Here is an 18,477-nt window from a genome sequence, read left to right on the forward strand (position 1 = left end):
TTTACCCGAAATGAGTAAGACATATTTCCCAGACAATTTCCTTATTATTCTTTCAACTTATAACTTCACATAATAAAAGCCATTAAATGATTTAAACTTATCATTTAATGGCTTACTCTATTCTGGTCTATTATAAATAGTATTTATCTTTCACTTCCAAATCATCAGTTAATTCATAAACAAGTGGCGCACCTGTTTTTATTTCATAACCAACAATCTCTTCACTAGATAAATTTTCAAGGTATTTAATTAATGCTCTAATGGAGTTACCATGTGCAGACACAAGTACAGTTTCACCATCTAATAGATGTTGTGAAATTCGATCAGTCCAAATAGGCACAACGCGATCTAATGTATCCTTTAAACTTTCAGAATATGGCATCATTCTTTTATCTAAATGTCTATATCTACGATTGTTTAAATATTCTTCACGTTGTTCTTCACTTTCTGCTGGTGGTTGCACATCATAAGAACGTCTCCATTGATGAACTTGTTCTTCTCCCCATTTTTCACGTGCATCATCTTTATTTAAACCTTGTAATCCACCATAGTGACGTTCATTTAATCGCCAACTTTTATGCACTGGAATCCACTGTTGATTAGAACCTGCTAAAATATATTGTGTTGTTTCTAAAGCTCTAGTTAATAACGATGTATAGGCAACATCAATTTCTAATTTATTATCTGCTACTTTTTCACCTGCAGTTTTAGCTTCTTCAATTCCTTGTTCAGACAACTTCACATCTGCCCAACCGGTAAATAAGTTTTTAGCATTCCATTCACTTTGTCCGTGACGACATAATATTAATTTTGGCATAAAAAAACACCTTCCTAATTTAAAATTACGTAATCAACCACTACACAATCTCAAAACATGAGCGTAAATATAACAATGAGATTGCTAACATGACTTAATGATTACATGAATAACTGACCTCATTTTTCTCTCTCACTACTATTATTATAGACCGTTAAAACTTATTTTCCCAAGTAATTGTATGGCTATTTTCGTAATATATTGTCACAAGACATTGATATATTGAAATGTTTGTTTTATGAATAAAATATCTGACTTTGTATTTTTACTTTGATGTAACCTATGAAAACAATTGCGATGATATAGTGTATTTACAACTTTAGAAAGACACAAATCAAAATAGATCTGTGATATTTGCATCATGAACTGCATTTTCAGACAGATTCTAGTTAAAGGAGTTATTAATTATGAAAAAATCAATACTAGCAATTCTAGCTACAGTTTCAATAGGCGCTACAGGTTTAGAAGCCGGTAATGCACATGCTGCTGAAAATACTAATCAAAATTATAATTCTACAGCTACTCAAACATCATCTAGCCATAGCTCAAATGCAAGTAGTGAGTCAACAAGCGAAGTATATCAAGAATTCATAAAAGCTGGAGGTACAAAAGCACTTTGGGAAAAAATCGTACTTCCTGAATCAGGCGGAGACCCAAATGCATCTAATGGACAATATCATGGATTAGGTCAAACTAATCAATCATGGGGATATGGTTCAGTCGCTACTCAAACTAAAGGTATGATTAATTATGCCAAAGAACGTTATGGTTCTATAGATGATGCTATTTCTTTCCGCGAAGCTAACGGGTATTGGTAATTTATAATTAGGTTAAACCTATAAAAATATAATGATTGTTTAAGATACGATCTACTATTAACTAAAGCTATATTTCAACTATTATCTTAATAATTCAACATCTCTCTACGTATTAATATAGCCAAAACCCCTAAATGAACTTTTTAAAATCAATTCATTTAGGGGTTTATTTTAAATCATTTTCTCACTCTAATTATGTTTTTACTCTTTAATCGTTTTATTATTATCTTCTTGATTATAAGGTTCAGGATGAACATATACTGAAGAAATACCTTTTTCATGTAAATGATGCTCTACTCTATCACAAATTTGATGAGCTTCATACAATGACAGATTCGGTTTCACGACGATAGTTACATCAAGAAAAATACTACTTCCATGATAACGCCCTTTAATATTATTAACGTCGATAACATCTTTTACTTCTAATATATCATTACGATAGTCTTCTAGATCTCTTTCATTAAATCCGTCACTTAAAGTAAAGATTGACTCTTTAAAAATCCCAAACCCGGTATAAATAATTAATAAACCTAGAAGTGTCGCTAAAATAATATCTACAATTGGAAATCCTATTTGCGTGAATATAAGACCTATAGCTGTACCGATACTGACTAAACTATCGGATAAGTTATCTTTTGCTGCAGATCGTAACGAACTGCTATTAGTTTTTTTAGCGAGTCTGTGATTAACATAAAATACACCTAACATAATCACACCACTGACTACACTGACAATAATTGTAATTACATTAGGTACATGTCTATCTTGTGTAATAAGTCTTGGTGCATTTTCCGTTACAACCTGTATCCCGACGAACATAATAATAAAAGATACAAGTAATGTCGAAATATTCTCAGATTTTAAATGACCGTATGGATGATTTTTATCTGCAGGTTTAATAGAAATTTTTAGTCCGACAATAACTGCAATTGAGACGATAATATCTGTCATATTATTTAACGCATCTGCTCGAACCGCTGCAGATTGGTATATATATCCAGTAACATATTTGGCTATTGAAAGAATAATATACACGACTAAACTAAGATAGGCACCACGTTGAGCAATCTTCAAATTTTCACTTTGAGACATGCTTATTTACCACCTTAATATGCTTTAATAACTTTAGTATGAAACAATAACTGAGGTATTACAACGTTTTTTTATTTCTATATTTTTTATGAAAATAAACTAATGAAATTTTTAGATTTGCCTAATTTATAATTTATATTTATTCAAATTTAATCACAATCTCAAATCTCTTTTTAAAAAAAGCAACCCACTCAGTACAACGTACTTAGTCGGTTGCTTTATCTAAACTCAATTAATCTCGTAAGATCCACTTAGACAAAATAAATGTTACCGGTATCGTAATAATTAATCCTACAAATGGGGCTATCTCTGAAGGGAAATGAAACCACTGCACAAATATGTATAAAAGTAATGTTTGCATTCCCATATTAACCACCTGTGTAAGTGGAAAACTTAAAAACTTTTTTAGCGTTGGTTTTACCCTATAAACAAAATAACAATTTAAGTAATAAGAAATGATGAAACTCACAATAAATCCCGTGATATGACTGACCAAGTAATTAACACCTAATAACTTTAGAAGTAATAAATATACAATATAGTAATTTAAAGTATTGATTCCACCCACTATTACAAATTTGATAATTTCAAAATGTGTCTGGGTTAATCTCATTCTCTATCTCCTTTAATTATTCTCCATCATAACCAAATGGTACTACTTTAAACTTTAGATCTTTTGGCAAATCATAATATGCTTTAAAGTCATTGAAATCCGTCTTCGTTGACGGTGTTGTTAAATGCGTATATTTTTCGAAAGGTAATCTCTCTAATATAATACTTTGATGACGCTTACCATTTTTTAATTGTTCTTCAACATTTTCAATTCTATTGACACTACTTTGATAAATCAAGCTAAATCCTATAACTAATATCAAACTATGAGCACATGCAATTGCCTTAACGATAGTCGTTACTTTATTGATATTTCCATCAAATTGCTTTACAAAACTAAGTAAAAATATTAACCACAGCACGTATATGAAATAAAAGTTTCTATTTCCTATTGGAGCCACAACCAATAATGGTAGCGTCGATAACACGATTGAAATTAAACATCCTAAAGCGATGGCTCTTAAATATTTTTCTGATATTAATATGACTGTACTATATATCAAGACCGCAAAGAAAACTGCACAAATCAAGAAGTTTAATAAAGCTATTGAAAATGATTTTGTATATATTTCAAAATGGAATTGATCATAGATGAGTAATTTATAAAACGGTAAACTGTACAAACCATACATAATTGCAAATTTAATAACAACATGTTGGTTTACAAAAATTGTATTACGAACCAAAAGTATTGTAATGATAACCGAAATAACTACGAGTATTAAATATTGATTAAGAAATATATACTTAGGAAAGTCCATTAATAAAGTCGTTCCTATTTTATGTAAAATGCCTACTTTATCTGAAATAGAATGGTAGATTGTTTTACCATCGATGATTTTAAAGTAAATAGGATTTAAAAACATAATGATTGCGCCAATGCAACTTAGCATAAAGCCCACAATTAAATAGTAGTTTAGCTTTTTATGTTGGATGCCATATATACTAGCACCAATTAAAATGATAAGACTATTGTATATAGTGATATTTTCAATAAATAACTGCCCAAACAAACAAGCTGTGAGAAACAGCCAAAGATGATTAATACTAGCCTCTTCATCTCCATAAAGAATATAAATGATAGTATATAAGATGAATAATGAGATTATTGATGAAGGAATATAATTGTAGAATCCTGCTATCCATCCATAAGTTTCACTATAAACTCCACTTGGAATCATTATTAAAAATGTAAAACATATCAAAATATATATAAACTTTTTATTTACATTCACTATCATTGAACAAAAGTAAATCATTAAACACGATAAAGCAGTATAACTTAAATATTTGAAAATAGCGCTATGCATCGCGAGAATCTCTAAAAAATTCCCGAGATATCTTCCATTCGTTTTCATTAAATCTTGCCCAAGTGAACTTATGTGTGAATTTAAATACCAATGCCAGTCAACAAAAGATAATGGTGTTAGAATAGCCATAATGAAATAAAATAATATAATACCTATATACCAACATAATTGTTCGTGTTGTTTAAGTTGTTTCATAAGATGTCCTCTCTGCATGTTCATGATGTTTTATCGTAAGCTTAATTTATTTAATTTTATTATAGACTTAAAAACATATAAATGACTATCCCTTTCCAAAAGATAATGATAAGTGTGACTTTAGTTGAAGTTTATTTTAAAAAAAATAGCAATAAAACATAATAATAGGAAGTGATTGCGTGTCACAATTTAAAATAGTTATTGCCCCAGATTCGTTTAAAGAGAGTATGACAGCGAAAGAGGCAGCTACTGCAATTCAAAATGGCTTTCAAGAAGTGTTTAATGATCAAGTTACTTACGACCTTATACCTATGGCGGATGGTGGCGAAGGAACAACTGAAGCTTTGAAAGAAGCTTTAAAGGCGACTTCCTATACCGTTCAAGTTAAAGACCCTCTCTTTAGAAATATTGATGCAAGTTATGCAAGAAGTGATCAATATGAAACAGCTATTATAGAAATGGCTGAGGCATCTGGCCTTCATTTATTAACCCATGAGGAGAGAAATCCACTTCAAACTTCCTCCTATGGAACTGGACAACTCATTAATGAAGCACTTAAACATGGTGTAAAGAAAATCATTTTAGGGATAGGAGGAAGCGCGACCAATGACGGTGGCGTGGGTATGTTGCAAGCATTAGGAGTTTCTTTTAAAGATGTTGAGCATAATGAAATTAAACCTGGTGGAGCAGCGTTACACACAATTGATAAGATTGACACCTCTCATCTCAATCCTTTGCTACAAAACGTTGAAATTAAAGTAGCTTGTGACGTTACAAACCCATTATTGGGTAACCAAGGCGCTACTGTAATATATGGACCTCAAAAAGGCGCTACTGAAAAGATGATACCAAAGTTGGATTCCGCATTAAGTCACTATCATGATAAAATTAAAGAAGAATTACAAAAGTCTGTCAAAGATATACCGGGTGCAGGCGCAGCTGGTGGCATGGGTACTGCTTTACTAGCTTTTCTTGATGCTAATTTGCAAGCAGGTATAGATGTAGTTCTAGATGAAACACGTTTTCAAGAGAGAGTGAAAGATGCTCAAATTGTTATTACAGGGGAAGGTAAAATGGATGAGCAAACGATTTATGGTAAAACACCCATAGGCGTTGCGAAAGTTGCAAAGGCATATGACATCCCGGTTATTGCAATTTGTGGTAGCCTCGGTGATCAGTATCAAGAAGTTTACCGCCACGGCATTGACACTGTCTTTAGCATTACTGAGTATCCTTCTGATTTAAAGACCACCCTTGAAAATGGACCACAATTCATGCAAAGAACTGCAACAAATATCGCCCGTCTCATCAAATTGAATTTGAAATTAAAACCATAAAATTGAAGTTTACCATTACAATGAGGTGACATTATGAAAAGAACAGATAAGTATAGAGATTCATACAAATACGATAATCAATATCAAAACCACCGACGTCGAGCTGAAGAAGACGAATTTCGAAATCGAGCTCAATCTCCAAATAAAATGAACGGTCAACGTTCTAATCAACGAGAATTTGATGATGAACCAGAACGTTACTATAATGGTCGTGATTATCGTCGTGAACAACAACTTGAAGAGGAAAATGAAAAATCAGGTCGAACTAAAAAATGGCTTATTGCTATCATAGTTATTTTACTTATTATAGTAGCCATTTTTGTTACCCGTGCCATCATGAATCACAATGATGATAAAGTAAATAATGATCCTAATGTGTCTCAAAATTATAAAAAACAAGTTGAAAGTCAAAATGATGATATCAACAAACAAGTTGACTCGGCGAAAAGTGATATTAAAAATAATAAAAATAGTGAATCTCAAATTAGAAAATTACAAAATGAAATTGATAAATTAAAACAAAAAGAAGAAAATAATGCTGATTCTAAATTCACACAATTTTATCAAAAACAACTTGATAAACTAAAAAATGCTAATAACGCACAACAAAACAATGAAAATCAAAGTAAAATTAATAGTATGCTTGAAGATATCAACACTAAATTTGATAGCATTAAATCAAAATTAGAAAGTATATTAAACGGTTCAAGCTCTGATGGACAAAGTAATTAATCACACTAACCTAGCAAGGTCGTTTAGGGTAACGACTTTGCTAGGTTTTTATGTATACACAAATTAGTATTTAAGTTTAGTACTTACAAACACATGTAAAACGTATATAATTGATGTTGTAATTTGTTCAAAGGAGATTATTTATGACTCATTCAAGTGCCAAGCACTTTTCAATGATATTAATCATTATCTTAGGTGTCATGACAGCATTCGGTCCACTTACGATCGATACATATACACCTTCTTTACCTAAAGTACAACATGATTTTGGAACTACAACTTCAGAAATCCAATTGACACTATCCTTTGCAATGATTGGACTCGCGCTTGGGCAATTCTTATTTGGACCTATTTCAGATGTCTTTGGTCGTAAACGAATTGCCACGATATTAATGATGATATATTTAGTAGCCACTTTTTTATCTATATTTACCGGTCACTTAACGTTATTTTTAATTCTACGATTGATACAAGGTTTAACAAGTGGCGGTGCTATCGTCATCGCCAAAGCGTCTGTTGGAGATAAATACCATGGTAATGAATTAGCTAAATTTTTAGCCTCATTAATGGTAGTTAACGGTATTATTTCCATATTATCACCATTGCTAGGCGGTTTTGTATTATCTATATCTAACTGGAGAATGATATTTGCATTTTTAACGCTTATCGCTTTTATAGTTTTAATTGGTATTTTCTTAAAAATGCCAGCCCATACTCAAACAATGCAAACACGTCTTCAATTTAAAGATATACTTAAAGATTTCTTGTATTTACTTAAAAAACCGACATTCGTTATTCCTATGTTGCTACAAGGTTTAACCTATGTGATGTTATTTAGTTATTCATCAGCATCTCCTTTTATTACTCAAAAAATTTATCACATGAGTGCGCCTCAATTCAGCGTGATGCTTGCTATTAACGGTGTAGGATTAATCATAGTTAGCCAAATTGTTGCACTACTAGTAGAAAAAATTAGTCGTCAAAAATTATTAATTTATTTAACGATTGTGCAAATTGTAGGCGTAATATTACTTATTGCGACGTTAGCTTTACATCTTCCTTTATATGTATTACTCATCGCATTTTTCATTAATATTTCGCCAGTTACTTCAATTGCGCCATTAGGCTTTTCAATGGCAATGGAAGAGCGAACAGGAGGTAGTGGTAATGCCTCTAGCTTGCTAGGTTTGTTCCAGTTTATATTAGGAGGGATTATCTCGCCATTAGTTGGTTTAAATGGTGAACATGATATGACTCCCTACTTACTTATAATTAGTGTTACTGCTATCTTACTAGTTTTACTACAATTCATTTATTTTAAGCTTTATTCAAAAAACACTATATCTCATTAAAAAGTAAAGCCTCACTTCAAAATGTAGAAGTGAGGTTTCATTATAATTATTGAATTGGCATCCATATCTCAGTGACGTAAGATTCACTTTGTGTATCACCTGGTCCGTATAGCTCAAAGAATGGAGCTTGTTTTATTTCAATATTTTCTCTAGGAATAAGTTCATGATGTATATCATTCATTGTTTGCTGAACACTTTTAGGGACAGGTCCTTTAGCTTCGACAACTAAATACTTTCCACCTTCTAAGTTGAATGTCTCTAAACCATCATGAGGATCTTCTGTACTTGTCACACCTATAGCGTAATCCATTGTTCTATCTTCTTTAGGCAGACAAACACCTAACAAACCGTTCAATTGGTTATCGCTTTTTTGCAATAATCGTTCATCTAATTTCATAGTATGCACATCTTCCCAGAAATCCGGAATATTACTTTGAGCGTGTCCTCCGCTTTTATAATGTCTATAAGCGCCTATGACTTTTGTGCTCTCAATATTTTCTATTCTGTAGTCCATGTTCATCTCCCCCATTTTAATTTTACTCAATTATCTTATAACCCATTTTCAAAATAATAACCTCATCAAATAGAACAAACATTTTAATATACTAAATGAATGGCACGTTATATAATATTAAATATTAAATGAATACCAGTTTGTTGAGGAAGAAATTATGAAGAAAACCATTTTACCAGTTAAACCTATAAGTCAATTATTTCCAATCCCTATGGTTATGGGATGTGAAGGCGTATCGGCAGCAATGTTACTACAATTTAATCATCATTCAATTAAAGCAACGGAAATTATGAGCAAATGGCCTAAACATCCTAACAATCCATATAAAGGTTACGTAGGCCACCCACTGTTAGTGAAGTTAGGTTACCACCAAACCATCTTTCCTGCTGCATTCGTTCCTTTCCTCAAGCAATATGACAATCGTGTTAAAGATGGTTCAGGTTCTAGCTTAAAACAACTTGAACGCATAATTGATCAAGGACAACCTGTCATTATATATCATACAAGTTTAGGTGCTAGACCCTTCCACCGCGTGTTCCGTCTTGATAATAAACCTACTAGACTTGTATCGAACATTCATGTCACATTATTAATAGGTTATGATGATACTTATTACTATTATATTGATCCTTTGTGGACACAACTAACTAAAGGAATTGTCATACCTTCAATCATTCCAAATCAAAAACAGATAATCAGAATTAAAAAACAAAAATTAGAATGTAGTTATAACGCACCAGGCCAAATGTGTGTATTCGTTCAACCATAATAAAAAGTAAAATCTCGAGACAAAGCGTTGTTGTCTCGAGATATTTTTTAATTACAATTAAATTTTAAATATGGAAATCTATTAACGCATGATTGATTTCTTTAGCTAAATCAGACGTTCTCCATTGTCTTTGATAACCTAGACACGGGCACATATAAACTGTATCACTATCTCTTAGTTCTTTTCGAAAATGAACATGCCCCATAATACTATATTTAATAGGATATTTCTCATAAATATAATCAAAATCTTGCGTCCCAATAAATGCATTAAAAAAATCAAAAATTCGATGTGGTGTAGGTACAACAAATTGTGGATGTGTAACCACATGTGTCATTAAAATAATATTACGGTCATCAACGTTCTTGATATCTTCATCTACCATTTGGGCAGCCACTTTTGACAACTGTTGGTCTGACGTAGTCCAGTCAATTCTTACTTTATCTTGCCATGTCGCCCCGTAATGTTTGCCTTTTTTAATTTTGTCTAATGAAAATCGCTTATCTGCATAACTATAATCATACCAACCTGTATGACCAACGATGGCCCACTCATCATTAACAATCAATGGACGTCCTATTAAACATTCTTCTTGTGTTTTATAAAATTCTAAAATCTCAGTTGATGATTTATCCGAGCCATCGGACCACAAGTCGTGATTCCCAGGTATAAAATAAGTTGGAATTTGTATCATGGCTTTTAAATGGACAATAAACTGATAACTCATTTTATAATCATTAGAAATATCTCCGGCAATCAATAATATATCCAATTTCCTCTCATTAACTACCTCTGCCAAAATATTGAGATAGCTTTCCGGTTTGAGTTTTGGGTGGCGATCAATATGTAAATCTGAAATTGTACCTATTTTCATGATTTGACCCTTCTTACATTAGATTACAATAATTTTTATTATTACATATCCAGAAATTAAAGTTAATTAATCAGTTTAGTAATATTACTTGCTATTTACAAAAATAAGATTATAATTAAGTATATTTTTTAGCTTTACTGAATTTTTATAGATACAAATAATATCAATCTAATTTTTTGATTATTCTAAAAAATCATAAGTATTTATTATCATAAACACTCTTATAAATGTATTTACTTATATTTCTGTAAATCATTGCTTTATCAAAATTGTTTCTATAATATTAGACGAAAGAAAACGCTTTCATAAACATTTGTTTTTCTGAGGAGGAAGTCTATGGCTAGACAATTGCATAGGGAGTTAAATAATAGGCATATCCAATTAATTGCTATTGGTGGTGCTATTGGAACTGGATTATTTCTAGGTTCTGGGCAAACTATTTCTTTAACTGGACCGTCACTATTATTTACTTATATGATTATTGGGATTATTTTATTCGCATTTATGCGTGCTTTGGGAGAATTGTTATTAAGTAACTCTAAATTTAATTCATTTGTAGATATCGCAAATGAATATTTAGGACCTTTTGGAGGATTCGTAATAGGTTGGACTTATTGGATTTGTTGGGTCGTTTCGAGTATGTCAGATTTAACAGCCATGGGGCAATATTTCGCATTTTGGTACCCTCAGGTCCCTCATTGGTTAACTGTGTTATTTATTGTACTGATTTTAATTTCATTTAATTTATTAGGCGCCCGTTTATTTGGAGAACTTGAATTTTGGTTCTCAATTATTAAAGTTGTAACTATTGTAGCGATGGTAATTGTTGGGTTGGTTTTAATTTTCCTATCATTTAAAACGCATTATGGTCATGCTTCATTCACCAATTTAGTTAAGCACGGAGGCATGTTCCCACATGGTCCTTTCGGATTCTTAATGTCATTTCAAATAGCAGTCTATTCCTTTATTGGTATTGAGCTTATCGGTGTAACAGCTGGTGAAACGAAAGATCCTGAAAAGACCATCCCTAAGGCTATTAATAACGTTCCTATTAGAATTTTACTCTTCTACATCGGTGGTTTATTAGTCATCATGTCAGTCATTCCATGGGATAACATTGACCCAGATAGTAGTCCTTTCGTAAAGCTATTTAGTATTATTGGCATACCTTTTGCGGCTGGTATAGTGAACTTTGTTGTCCTAACTGCAGCCGCTTCAGCTACAAATAGCGGTATTTACTCAAATAGTCGTATCTTGTTTGGTTTAGCTAAACAAGGTTTGGGACCTAAAGTATTAACTAAAACAAATTCTAACGGCGTGCCCTACCTTTCAATGTTCGTGTCATCGATTACTTTACTTGTAGCAGCGTTGTTAAATTTTATCTTCCCAGATGCAATCAAACTATTTATATATGTTACGACTTTATCAACTGTACTCTTTTTAGTAGTTTGGGCAATGATTATCGTGTCATATATAGTTTATGTTAGAAAGGACCCTGAAGCACATAGAAATAGTAAATTTAAATTATTCGGTGGTCAAGGCGTCGCGTTTGTCGTATTAGCTTTCTTCTTCTTTGTATTTATATTATTATTCTTTAGTGCTGATACACGTGCAGCAATCTTTATTTCGCCAATCTGGTTCATATTCTTATTCTTCTACTATAAAAAATATAAATCAAATGCCAAAGCATTAGCTGAAAAACAACATTTAAGCAATCAAAAGCAAACTAAAAACATATAAATGTTCTCTTTAAAAACATCTTAAAGAATATAATTTGTTATTCTTGCTCTTATATAAGATGTCTTCAATTATTACTCTTTGAGTGGCGGAACTATGAAAGAATTATAAACAATTCTTTTTGTTCCGCTTTCTTTTTTTGGGGTAATAATTAATACAAATTAAAGTTAAATTCTGCTAAAAGTTGTGTATATGTGATTTACATTTTTAAATGGTAAAATATATGTTATTGATTTATAGAGGAGAATCATATGGAATTATTAGAAGCTTTTTTAATTTTTATATTTGCAGTCATTGTAAGTTCTGTCTTACATAATATGTTTCCTAAAATTCCAACTGCATTTATTCAGATTGGTTTAGGTGTTGTCATCTTTACTCTACCTATTCCAATGCATTTCGAATTTGATTCAGAAGTATTTATGATGGCCGTTATTGCCCCATTATTATTTGTTGAAGGAACGCATGTGTCTCGTTCTAAATTATTGGAATACCGTAAACCCGTCATTTTAATGGCAATGGCCTTAGTTTTTACAACGGTTATTGGCGTCGGTTACTTTATACATTGGATTTGGACCGATTTACCAATGCCAGCTGCTTTCGCGATAGCTGCGATTTTATGTCCTACTGATGCTGTGGCCGTATCAGCCATTACAAATGGGAAAGTTTTACCTAAAGGATCAATGTCTATTCTAGAAGGGGAATCATTGCTGAATGACGCAGCAGGTATCATCTCATTTAAAATTGCGGTCACTGCGCTTGTCACTGGTGCATTTTCAGCAATTAACGCTATCGAACAATTTATTATTTCGACAATCATCGGAATATTAGTCGGTGCCATCTTCGGTATTATTGTCGTGAGAATACGTATCTACCTTACAGCGAACAAAGGATTAAAAGATAATAACACATTAACATTTATCCAATTATTGACACCCTTCGCTATTTACTATATAGCTGAAACATTGCATGCATCAGGTATTATAGCTGTAGTAGTAGCAGGTTTAATTCATGGTTTAGAACGTGATAGATTAATCCGTGCACAAACAGAATTACAAATGAACTTTACACAAATTTGGAATACGTTTAGTTATGCACTGAATGGCTTTGTCTTTGTTGTACTTGGATTCATCGTACCTGAGGTTGTTATGGAAATTGTTAAAGATGAACCTGAAAATATTAAATTCTTAATTATGATTACCCTACTCATTGCGCTTGCTATTTATGTATTTCGTTTTATTTGGGTATTTGTATGGTATAAAGACTTTTATTTCCCGAAAAATATTCAATATTACATGGATAACTCAGATGAAGAAGAAACACCTCCCAATCGAGCACACTATGCTTTTATAATGACAATGTGTGGGATTCACGGAACGATTTCACTATCTATGGCATTGACCTTGCCGTATGTAATTAGTAATGGACATCGTTTTGAATATCGCAACGATTTATTATTTATTGCATCATTGATGGTATTAATCAGCTTAATATTAGCTCAAGTCATTTTACCGCTCATTACGCCTTCTGAAGAAGTATCTCATTTCAAAGGCATGAGTTACCAAGAAGCGAAAATATTTATCGTTCAGAATGTGATAGATCATTTTAAAAATGAATCTAAAAACAATCCTTCCATAGATTATAGACAAGTGATGAACCAATACTTTCAAGAATTAGGATTTCTATTAAATATTGAACCTGATAGTAAAAATACAAAAGAGTTGCGACGATTAGAAGATATTGCAGAAGATGTGGAAACAAATACGTTACAAAAGCTTATCGATAATGGGAAAATTGATGCTACAAATGTTCGAGACTATCGTAATGTCATGGATGCTACTCAAGCTTATAATGAGAAAACGTTTGTAGAGAAATTTACTCGACTCTTTAAAATGATTTACTTGCGTTTTAAAGCTAGAAAAAATCGTAAAAAAGAAGAACGTTTAGTTCATAAACAAGAGCATGCTAGACTTAGAGCATCACACCAATCAACAAGTAACAATAAAGCTAGAATTCGTGAGCAACGTGAAGCATACAAAAATTCAAGACAAGAATTAAAAGAAGAACGTAAATTGAGAAAGCAGCAGTTCCATGATAGTTACAAACAAGTTCAAAAAATCTTGCGCATCGTTAACCACCATATCGTGTTGAGATTACGAGAGGAACAAGATAGCTCGAATGTTTTAGAGGTAAGTTTAGTAATCAATCAATATTATTCATTATTACGTATGTTACGTAGTCGTTCACGCAAAGACTTTAAATCCACTAAATCCCAAACACAAAGTAAAAATGACCTTGTTCCGGAAAATTTAAGAAAGTTAAAATTAGAAGGTTTATATAAACAAAGAACTATTCTGGATAAGTTAATCCAACGTAATAAAATAACGAATGATGTTGCAACACAAATTCGTGAAAATATTAATTACAATGAAATTGTTTTATCTCACGAATTAAAAGAATAAGGCGTATCATTTCAAAAATATGACTTTTAAATAGCTATGTATATAAAAAGGCTCAGAAAGAAGATTGTGATCAATCTTTCTGAGCCTTATTTAGTATGGTTACTTGTTCTCTCATACTGTCTCACATTATTTAGTTAATTTAAATGGAATGGTACATAATATAACGTTTTTTTGATAGATCAAATGCATTTTCAATCTGAAGCTTGTTTGATTGTGAAGTAGATTGTGCCATGGTTTTTTGGGAATGAATTCTGGCACAACTACTGTGATTAAATAGTTTTGATCATTCGCTTTTTTACGAATTTTGTCGATAAATCTTGAGATTGGACGAATGATACTTCTATATTCTGAATGTAAAATAACTAATCTTACATCTGGGAAGTGTCGTTTCCATTTCTCCATTAATGCTTTATCATCTTCATCTCCAAAAGTGACATGGACTGCGATAACATCATTATCAGCTAACATTTGAGCATAATAAATTGACTTATCAACCGCCGTCGTAATACTAGGTATTGGCACAATAGCTAAATTACGATCTACAACAGGGATGTCATGTACATCGATATCGGAGCGTAATTGTTGAGCTATATTTTTATAATGCGTATTAATTCTCATAAATACAGATACTACAAATGGTAAGAAGAATAATATTGGCCATACTTGAGTAAATTTAGTGATTAGAAGAATCATAAATACGATAAAAGTAATTGTTCCACCCACTAAGTTAAATGATAGTTTAATACCCCAACCTTTAGGACGTTCTTTTACCCACTTCAAGACCATACCAAATTGTGCTAATGTAAATGGAATAAACACACCTACAGCATATAATGGAATTAGATTTTCAGTCATTCCGTTAAACACAATAATTAATATAATCGCCAAGACACCTAAAACAATAATTGAATTTGAATATCCTAAACGATCACCACGAACTATGAACATACGTGGCATATACTTATCTTTAGACATTGATGCAGCCAACATTGGAAATGCAGTAAATCCAGTATTGGCAGCTAATACTAATATCATTACTGTTGTTGCTTGAACGAAATAGAATGCAACGTTATTACCAAATATTTTTGAGGCCAGTTGAGATAACACAGTAGTCTCTGTTTGAGGCATTACACCATAAACGTAAGAGAGCCCCACGATTCCTACAAGTAAAACTGCTAGAATAGTCCCCATAGTTACTAATGTTTTGACTGCATTTTTCGGAGCAGGATCCTTAAAGTTGGTGACAGCATTAGAAATAGCTTCCACACCTGTTAAAGAAGAAGCTCCAGAAGAGAAAGCCTTTAACAGTAAGAATAATGTTACCCCCGGTACTGCAGTGCCAACAGTTGAATGCATATGTGGTTGCACGTCTCCTATAGCAACACGATATGTTCCTACAATAATTAATACAATTAATCCTATTATGAATAAATAGACTGGATAAGAAAGTACAGTGGCTGATTCTGTAAGCCCTCTTAAATTCATAATTAAAATGAACAAAACTAATAAACAAGCAATTAACACTTTAAAATGGTATAAGCTTGGAAAAGCAGCGACAAACGCATCTGCACCTGATGAAATACTAACTGCAACTGTTAGAATATAGTCTACTAATAGTGAACCACCTGCGAGCAATCCCCATTTCTCACCGAGGTTCGTTTTAGAAACCATATACGCACCTCCACCTTTAGGATATGCGTATATAACTTGTCTGTATGACATGATTAAAGCTGCAAGTAAGATAAGAACTGCACCAGCGATTGGTAAAGTATACCATGAAGCAACAGCACCAATTACTGATAAAGTGATCAATATTTGCTCTGGTCCATAGGCAACAGATGATAAAGCATCGGAAGACAGGATTGCTAAACCTTTAAATTTAGTAATTTTTTCATCCTTTAAGTCTCTATTTTTCTTTGGACGCCCGATTAAAAGTCTTTTAAATTGATTAAACATAACGCTTACCTCTTTAACTCTTTATCAATGGCTAAACTATACTCCCATCTCTATAAAATGTATAGGTTTTCAAGTCATCTTTTAATATATCATTTACTCCATTAGTGTTAAAGTACACTTATTTTTAGTTGCGTTTTACAAAATTTTTTAACTATACAAAAGATTGATAGCAATGTAACGAGTCTTTTTATGAAGTATTTTTCAAGAAAGCTGGTATAATAATAAACACTTATCGCATTTGGGTTGTACACAATCGAATGTAAATACCAAGATTAATTGAGGAAAGCGCAATGAAAAAGAAACAGTTTATCATCACTATTGTAGCCATGATGATTCTTATATTAAGTGGTATATTAACAAAACATTATACCGCTCATAGTAAAACGGAGAGTATGCTTACCCATCATTCACAGAAACAAATCGATCATATCGTTCACTCAGCAATGAATAATGGTAAGATACCTGGTGTCTCCGTGCTTATTGTTAAAGATAATAAAGTCTTTTTAAACAAAGGTTATGGTTATGCCAATGTGGATCAAAAAATGAAAGTGACCCCTCAAACAAAATTTGAAATTGCTTCAAATACGAAAGCTTTTACTGGATATGGGATTCTTCAACTTGCTGAAGAAGGTAAATTAAATTTAAATGATAAAGTATCAAAGTACATTCCAGACTTTTATATGACATATAACGATGAGAAAAAAGATATCACTATTAAACAATTGCTAGGACATACAAGTGGCATACCGAGTGATATTACTGAAGAGGATCATTATTCGGAAGATTATAATAGTCTGAAACATATCGTTGAATATGCTAAAGGGAAAGAATTGAATAATGCGCCTGGTGACAGCTTCGAATATTCAAATATGAATTATGATATCCTAGGTTTAATTATTCAAAACGTCTCACATCAATCTTATCAATCATATATTAAAGAACATATATTAGAGCCGTTACACATGCGACATACTAGTTTCAAAACTACAAGTAAAAAAGGTAAAAACGAAGCTACTGGCTATGAATTAGTAAGTGGTGAAGCTATAAAGACTACACCTGAATTTAATATTGGTGATACCCCATCAGCTTTTATGATGACGAGCACCAAAGACTTAGAAAATTGGGTTAAACAACAATTAAAACCTTCATCTAAAATGAATTCTATAATCAAACACTCACATCAAAAGATTTCAGAAACTGAAAATCAATCAGACGATGATGGTTATGCTGCAGGTTGGTTTATTAATTCGAGCAGCCACATTATTTCTCATCCAGGTACTCTTAATAATTTCTCGTCAGAAATTTTACTCAATCCTACTAAATCTTACGGAATTGTCGTGTTAGGAAATATGAATTCATCTCAAGTGGCAAATCTAGCTGAAAACTTAAGTTCACAAATTTTAAATAATGATCACTATACAACTATTGAACAAAAAATTGATGAGTCTAAAAGTTTTAATCATACGATAACTATTATAACCGGTCTTGGGGCATTTGTGTTTTTACTTCTGAATTTAATACGACTTAATCACTTAAAACACCAACGTGTAATCTATGATAAAAGGAAAGTTCCATTTATAACATTCCTCCTGATCATCACATTATTTGTCATATTGAGTATTGTTATTTATTTACTTCCTTTGTTTATATTAGGAAATGTAAGTTGGACATTTGTATTATCATGGTTACCTGCACATGCGAAGTGGCTGTTAACGAGTGTTTACCTTTTCTTGTTAATGATGATGATATGGTTAGCCATTAATGTTTTGACACGTCATCCCAAAAGTTAAATATCAGATTTTAACACTTAAGCAATGAATCTTTACATTTAAGAATGATTGCACATTCTAAAGTTTCAATTTTGATACTTTTAGAGTGTGCAATTTTTTATATCTATAAA

Annotated in this window: 15 protein-coding genes; 8 read left to right on the forward strand and 7 right to left on the reverse strand. The window is 32.0% G+C overall.

The genetic code is table 11. The features are described from left to right. Positions 1-130 precede the first annotated feature (130 nt). Positions 131-817, reverse strand: coding sequence for a 2,3-diphosphoglycerate-dependent phosphoglycerate mutase (locus HMPREF2642_RS03615; protein WP_002432310.1), 687 nt, complete (start codon positions 815-817; stop codon positions 131-133). 407 nt (positions 818-1,224) lie between these two features. Between HMPREF2642_RS03615 and HMPREF2642_RS03620 the strand changes: the two genes are divergently transcribed. Beyond that, complete coding sequence (locus HMPREF2642_RS03620) at positions 1,225-1,635, forward strand: aggregation-promoting factor C-terminal-like domain-containing protein (RefSeq protein ID WP_002432800.1); 411 nt, start codon at positions 1,225-1,227, stop codon at positions 1,633-1,635. A 201-nt stretch (positions 1,636-1,836) separates the two neighbouring features. On the opposite strand, the gene HMPREF2642_RS03625 is transcribed toward HMPREF2642_RS03620, so the two are convergent. The 3 genes from HMPREF2642_RS03625 to HMPREF2642_RS03635 all read right to left on the reverse strand — a co-directional run bounded on the left by HMPREF2642_RS03625 (position 1,837) and on the right by HMPREF2642_RS03635 (position 4,847). Next, entirely contained in the window at positions 1,837-2,730 is an 894-nt protein-coding gene (locus HMPREF2642_RS03625) for a cation diffusion facilitator family transporter (RefSeq protein WP_064212210.1), read from the reverse strand. Between the two features lie 232 nt (positions 2,731-2,962). Next, a complete protein-coding gene (locus HMPREF2642_RS03630) occupies positions 2,963-3,343 on the reverse strand; it encodes a GtrA family protein (protein WP_023351191.1) in 381 nt (126 codons plus the stop codon). 16 nt (positions 3,344-3,359) lie between these two features. Then, the gene (locus tag HMPREF2642_RS03635) at positions 3,360-4,847 is read right to left on the reverse strand and encodes a DUF6056 family protein (RefSeq protein WP_049428419.1); all 1,488 of its coding nucleotides are present in this window, start codon (positions 4,845-4,847) and stop codon (positions 3,360-3,362) included. 179 nt (positions 4,848-5,026) lie between these two features. On the opposite strand from HMPREF2642_RS03635, the gene HMPREF2642_RS03640 reads away from it, so the two are divergent. The 3 genes from HMPREF2642_RS03640 (at position 5,027) to HMPREF2642_RS03650 (ending at position 8,268) form a co-directional block, all read left to right on the forward strand. Beyond that, entirely contained in the window at positions 5,027-6,184 is a 1,158-nt protein-coding gene (locus HMPREF2642_RS03640; RefSeq protein ID WP_049428421.1) for a glycerate kinase, read from the forward strand. Positions 6,185-6,217: 33 nt separating this feature from the next. Further along, complete coding sequence (locus HMPREF2642_RS03645) at positions 6,218-6,916, forward strand: hypothetical protein (protein WP_070597671.1); 699 nt, start codon at positions 6,218-6,220, stop codon at positions 6,914-6,916. A 143-nt stretch (positions 6,917-7,059) separates the two neighbouring features. Then, on the forward strand, positions 7,060-8,268 hold the full coding sequence (locus tag HMPREF2642_RS03650) for a putative multidrug effflux MFS transporter TcaB (protein ID WP_049428424.1): 1,209 nt from the start codon (positions 7,060-7,062) through the stop codon (positions 8,266-8,268). Between the two features lie 46 nt (positions 8,269-8,314). Here the strand turns inward: HMPREF2642_RS03650 and HMPREF2642_RS03655 are convergent, their stop codons facing one another. Continuing rightward, positions 8,315-8,782 (reverse strand): GyrI-like domain-containing protein, encoded by a 468-nt coding sequence (locus tag HMPREF2642_RS03655; RefSeq protein WP_037579301.1) that lies wholly within the window; start codon positions 8,780-8,782, stop codon positions 8,315-8,317. 157 nt (positions 8,783-8,939) lie between these two features. Here HMPREF2642_RS03655 and HMPREF2642_RS03660 point away from each other — a divergent pair, with 157 nt between their 5' ends. Then, positions 8,940-9,551 carry a C39 family peptidase gene (locus HMPREF2642_RS03660; RefSeq protein WP_037550332.1) on the forward strand — a complete coding sequence of 204 codons (612 nt, stop codon included), beginning with the start codon at positions 8,940-8,942 and terminating at the stop codon, positions 9,549-9,551. 64 nt (positions 9,552-9,615) lie between these two features. Here HMPREF2642_RS03660 and HMPREF2642_RS03665 read toward each other — a convergent pair whose 3' ends face one another. Beyond that, a complete protein-coding gene (locus HMPREF2642_RS03665) occupies positions 9,616-10,425 on the reverse strand; it encodes a metallophosphoesterase (RefSeq protein WP_070597672.1) in 810 nt (269 codons plus the stop codon). Between the two features lie 336 nt (positions 10,426-10,761). Here HMPREF2642_RS03665 and HMPREF2642_RS03670 point away from each other — a divergent pair, with 336 nt between their 5' ends. Beyond that, positions 10,762-12,165, forward strand: coding sequence for an amino acid permease (locus tag HMPREF2642_RS03670; protein WP_002432511.1), 1,404 nt, complete (start codon positions 10,762-10,764; stop codon positions 12,163-12,165). A gap of 248 nt (positions 12,166-12,413) precedes the next feature. Next, entirely contained in the window at positions 12,414-14,621 is a 2,208-nt protein-coding gene (locus HMPREF2642_RS03675; protein WP_070597673.1) for a cation:proton antiporter, read from the forward strand. A 126-nt stretch (positions 14,622-14,747) separates the two neighbouring features. Here HMPREF2642_RS03675 and HMPREF2642_RS03680 read toward each other — a convergent pair whose 3' ends face one another. After that, positions 14,748-16,577: an APC family permease gene (locus tag HMPREF2642_RS03680; RefSeq protein ID WP_002432693.1), complete on the reverse strand. Its 1,830-nt coding sequence runs from the start codon at positions 16,575-16,577 to the stop codon at positions 14,748-14,750. A 290-nt stretch (positions 16,578-16,867) separates the two neighbouring features. Between HMPREF2642_RS03680 and HMPREF2642_RS03685 the strand changes: the two genes are divergently transcribed. Next, entirely contained in the window at positions 16,868-18,367 is a 1,500-nt protein-coding gene (locus HMPREF2642_RS03685) for a serine hydrolase domain-containing protein (protein WP_070597674.1), read from the forward strand. Positions 18,368-18,477 lie beyond the last annotated feature (110 nt).

This window comes from Staphylococcus sp. HMSC055A09 (assembly GCF_001809655.1).
GTDB classification, from domain to species: Bacteria; Bacillota; Bacilli; order Staphylococcales; family Staphylococcaceae; genus Staphylococcus; species Staphylococcus capitis.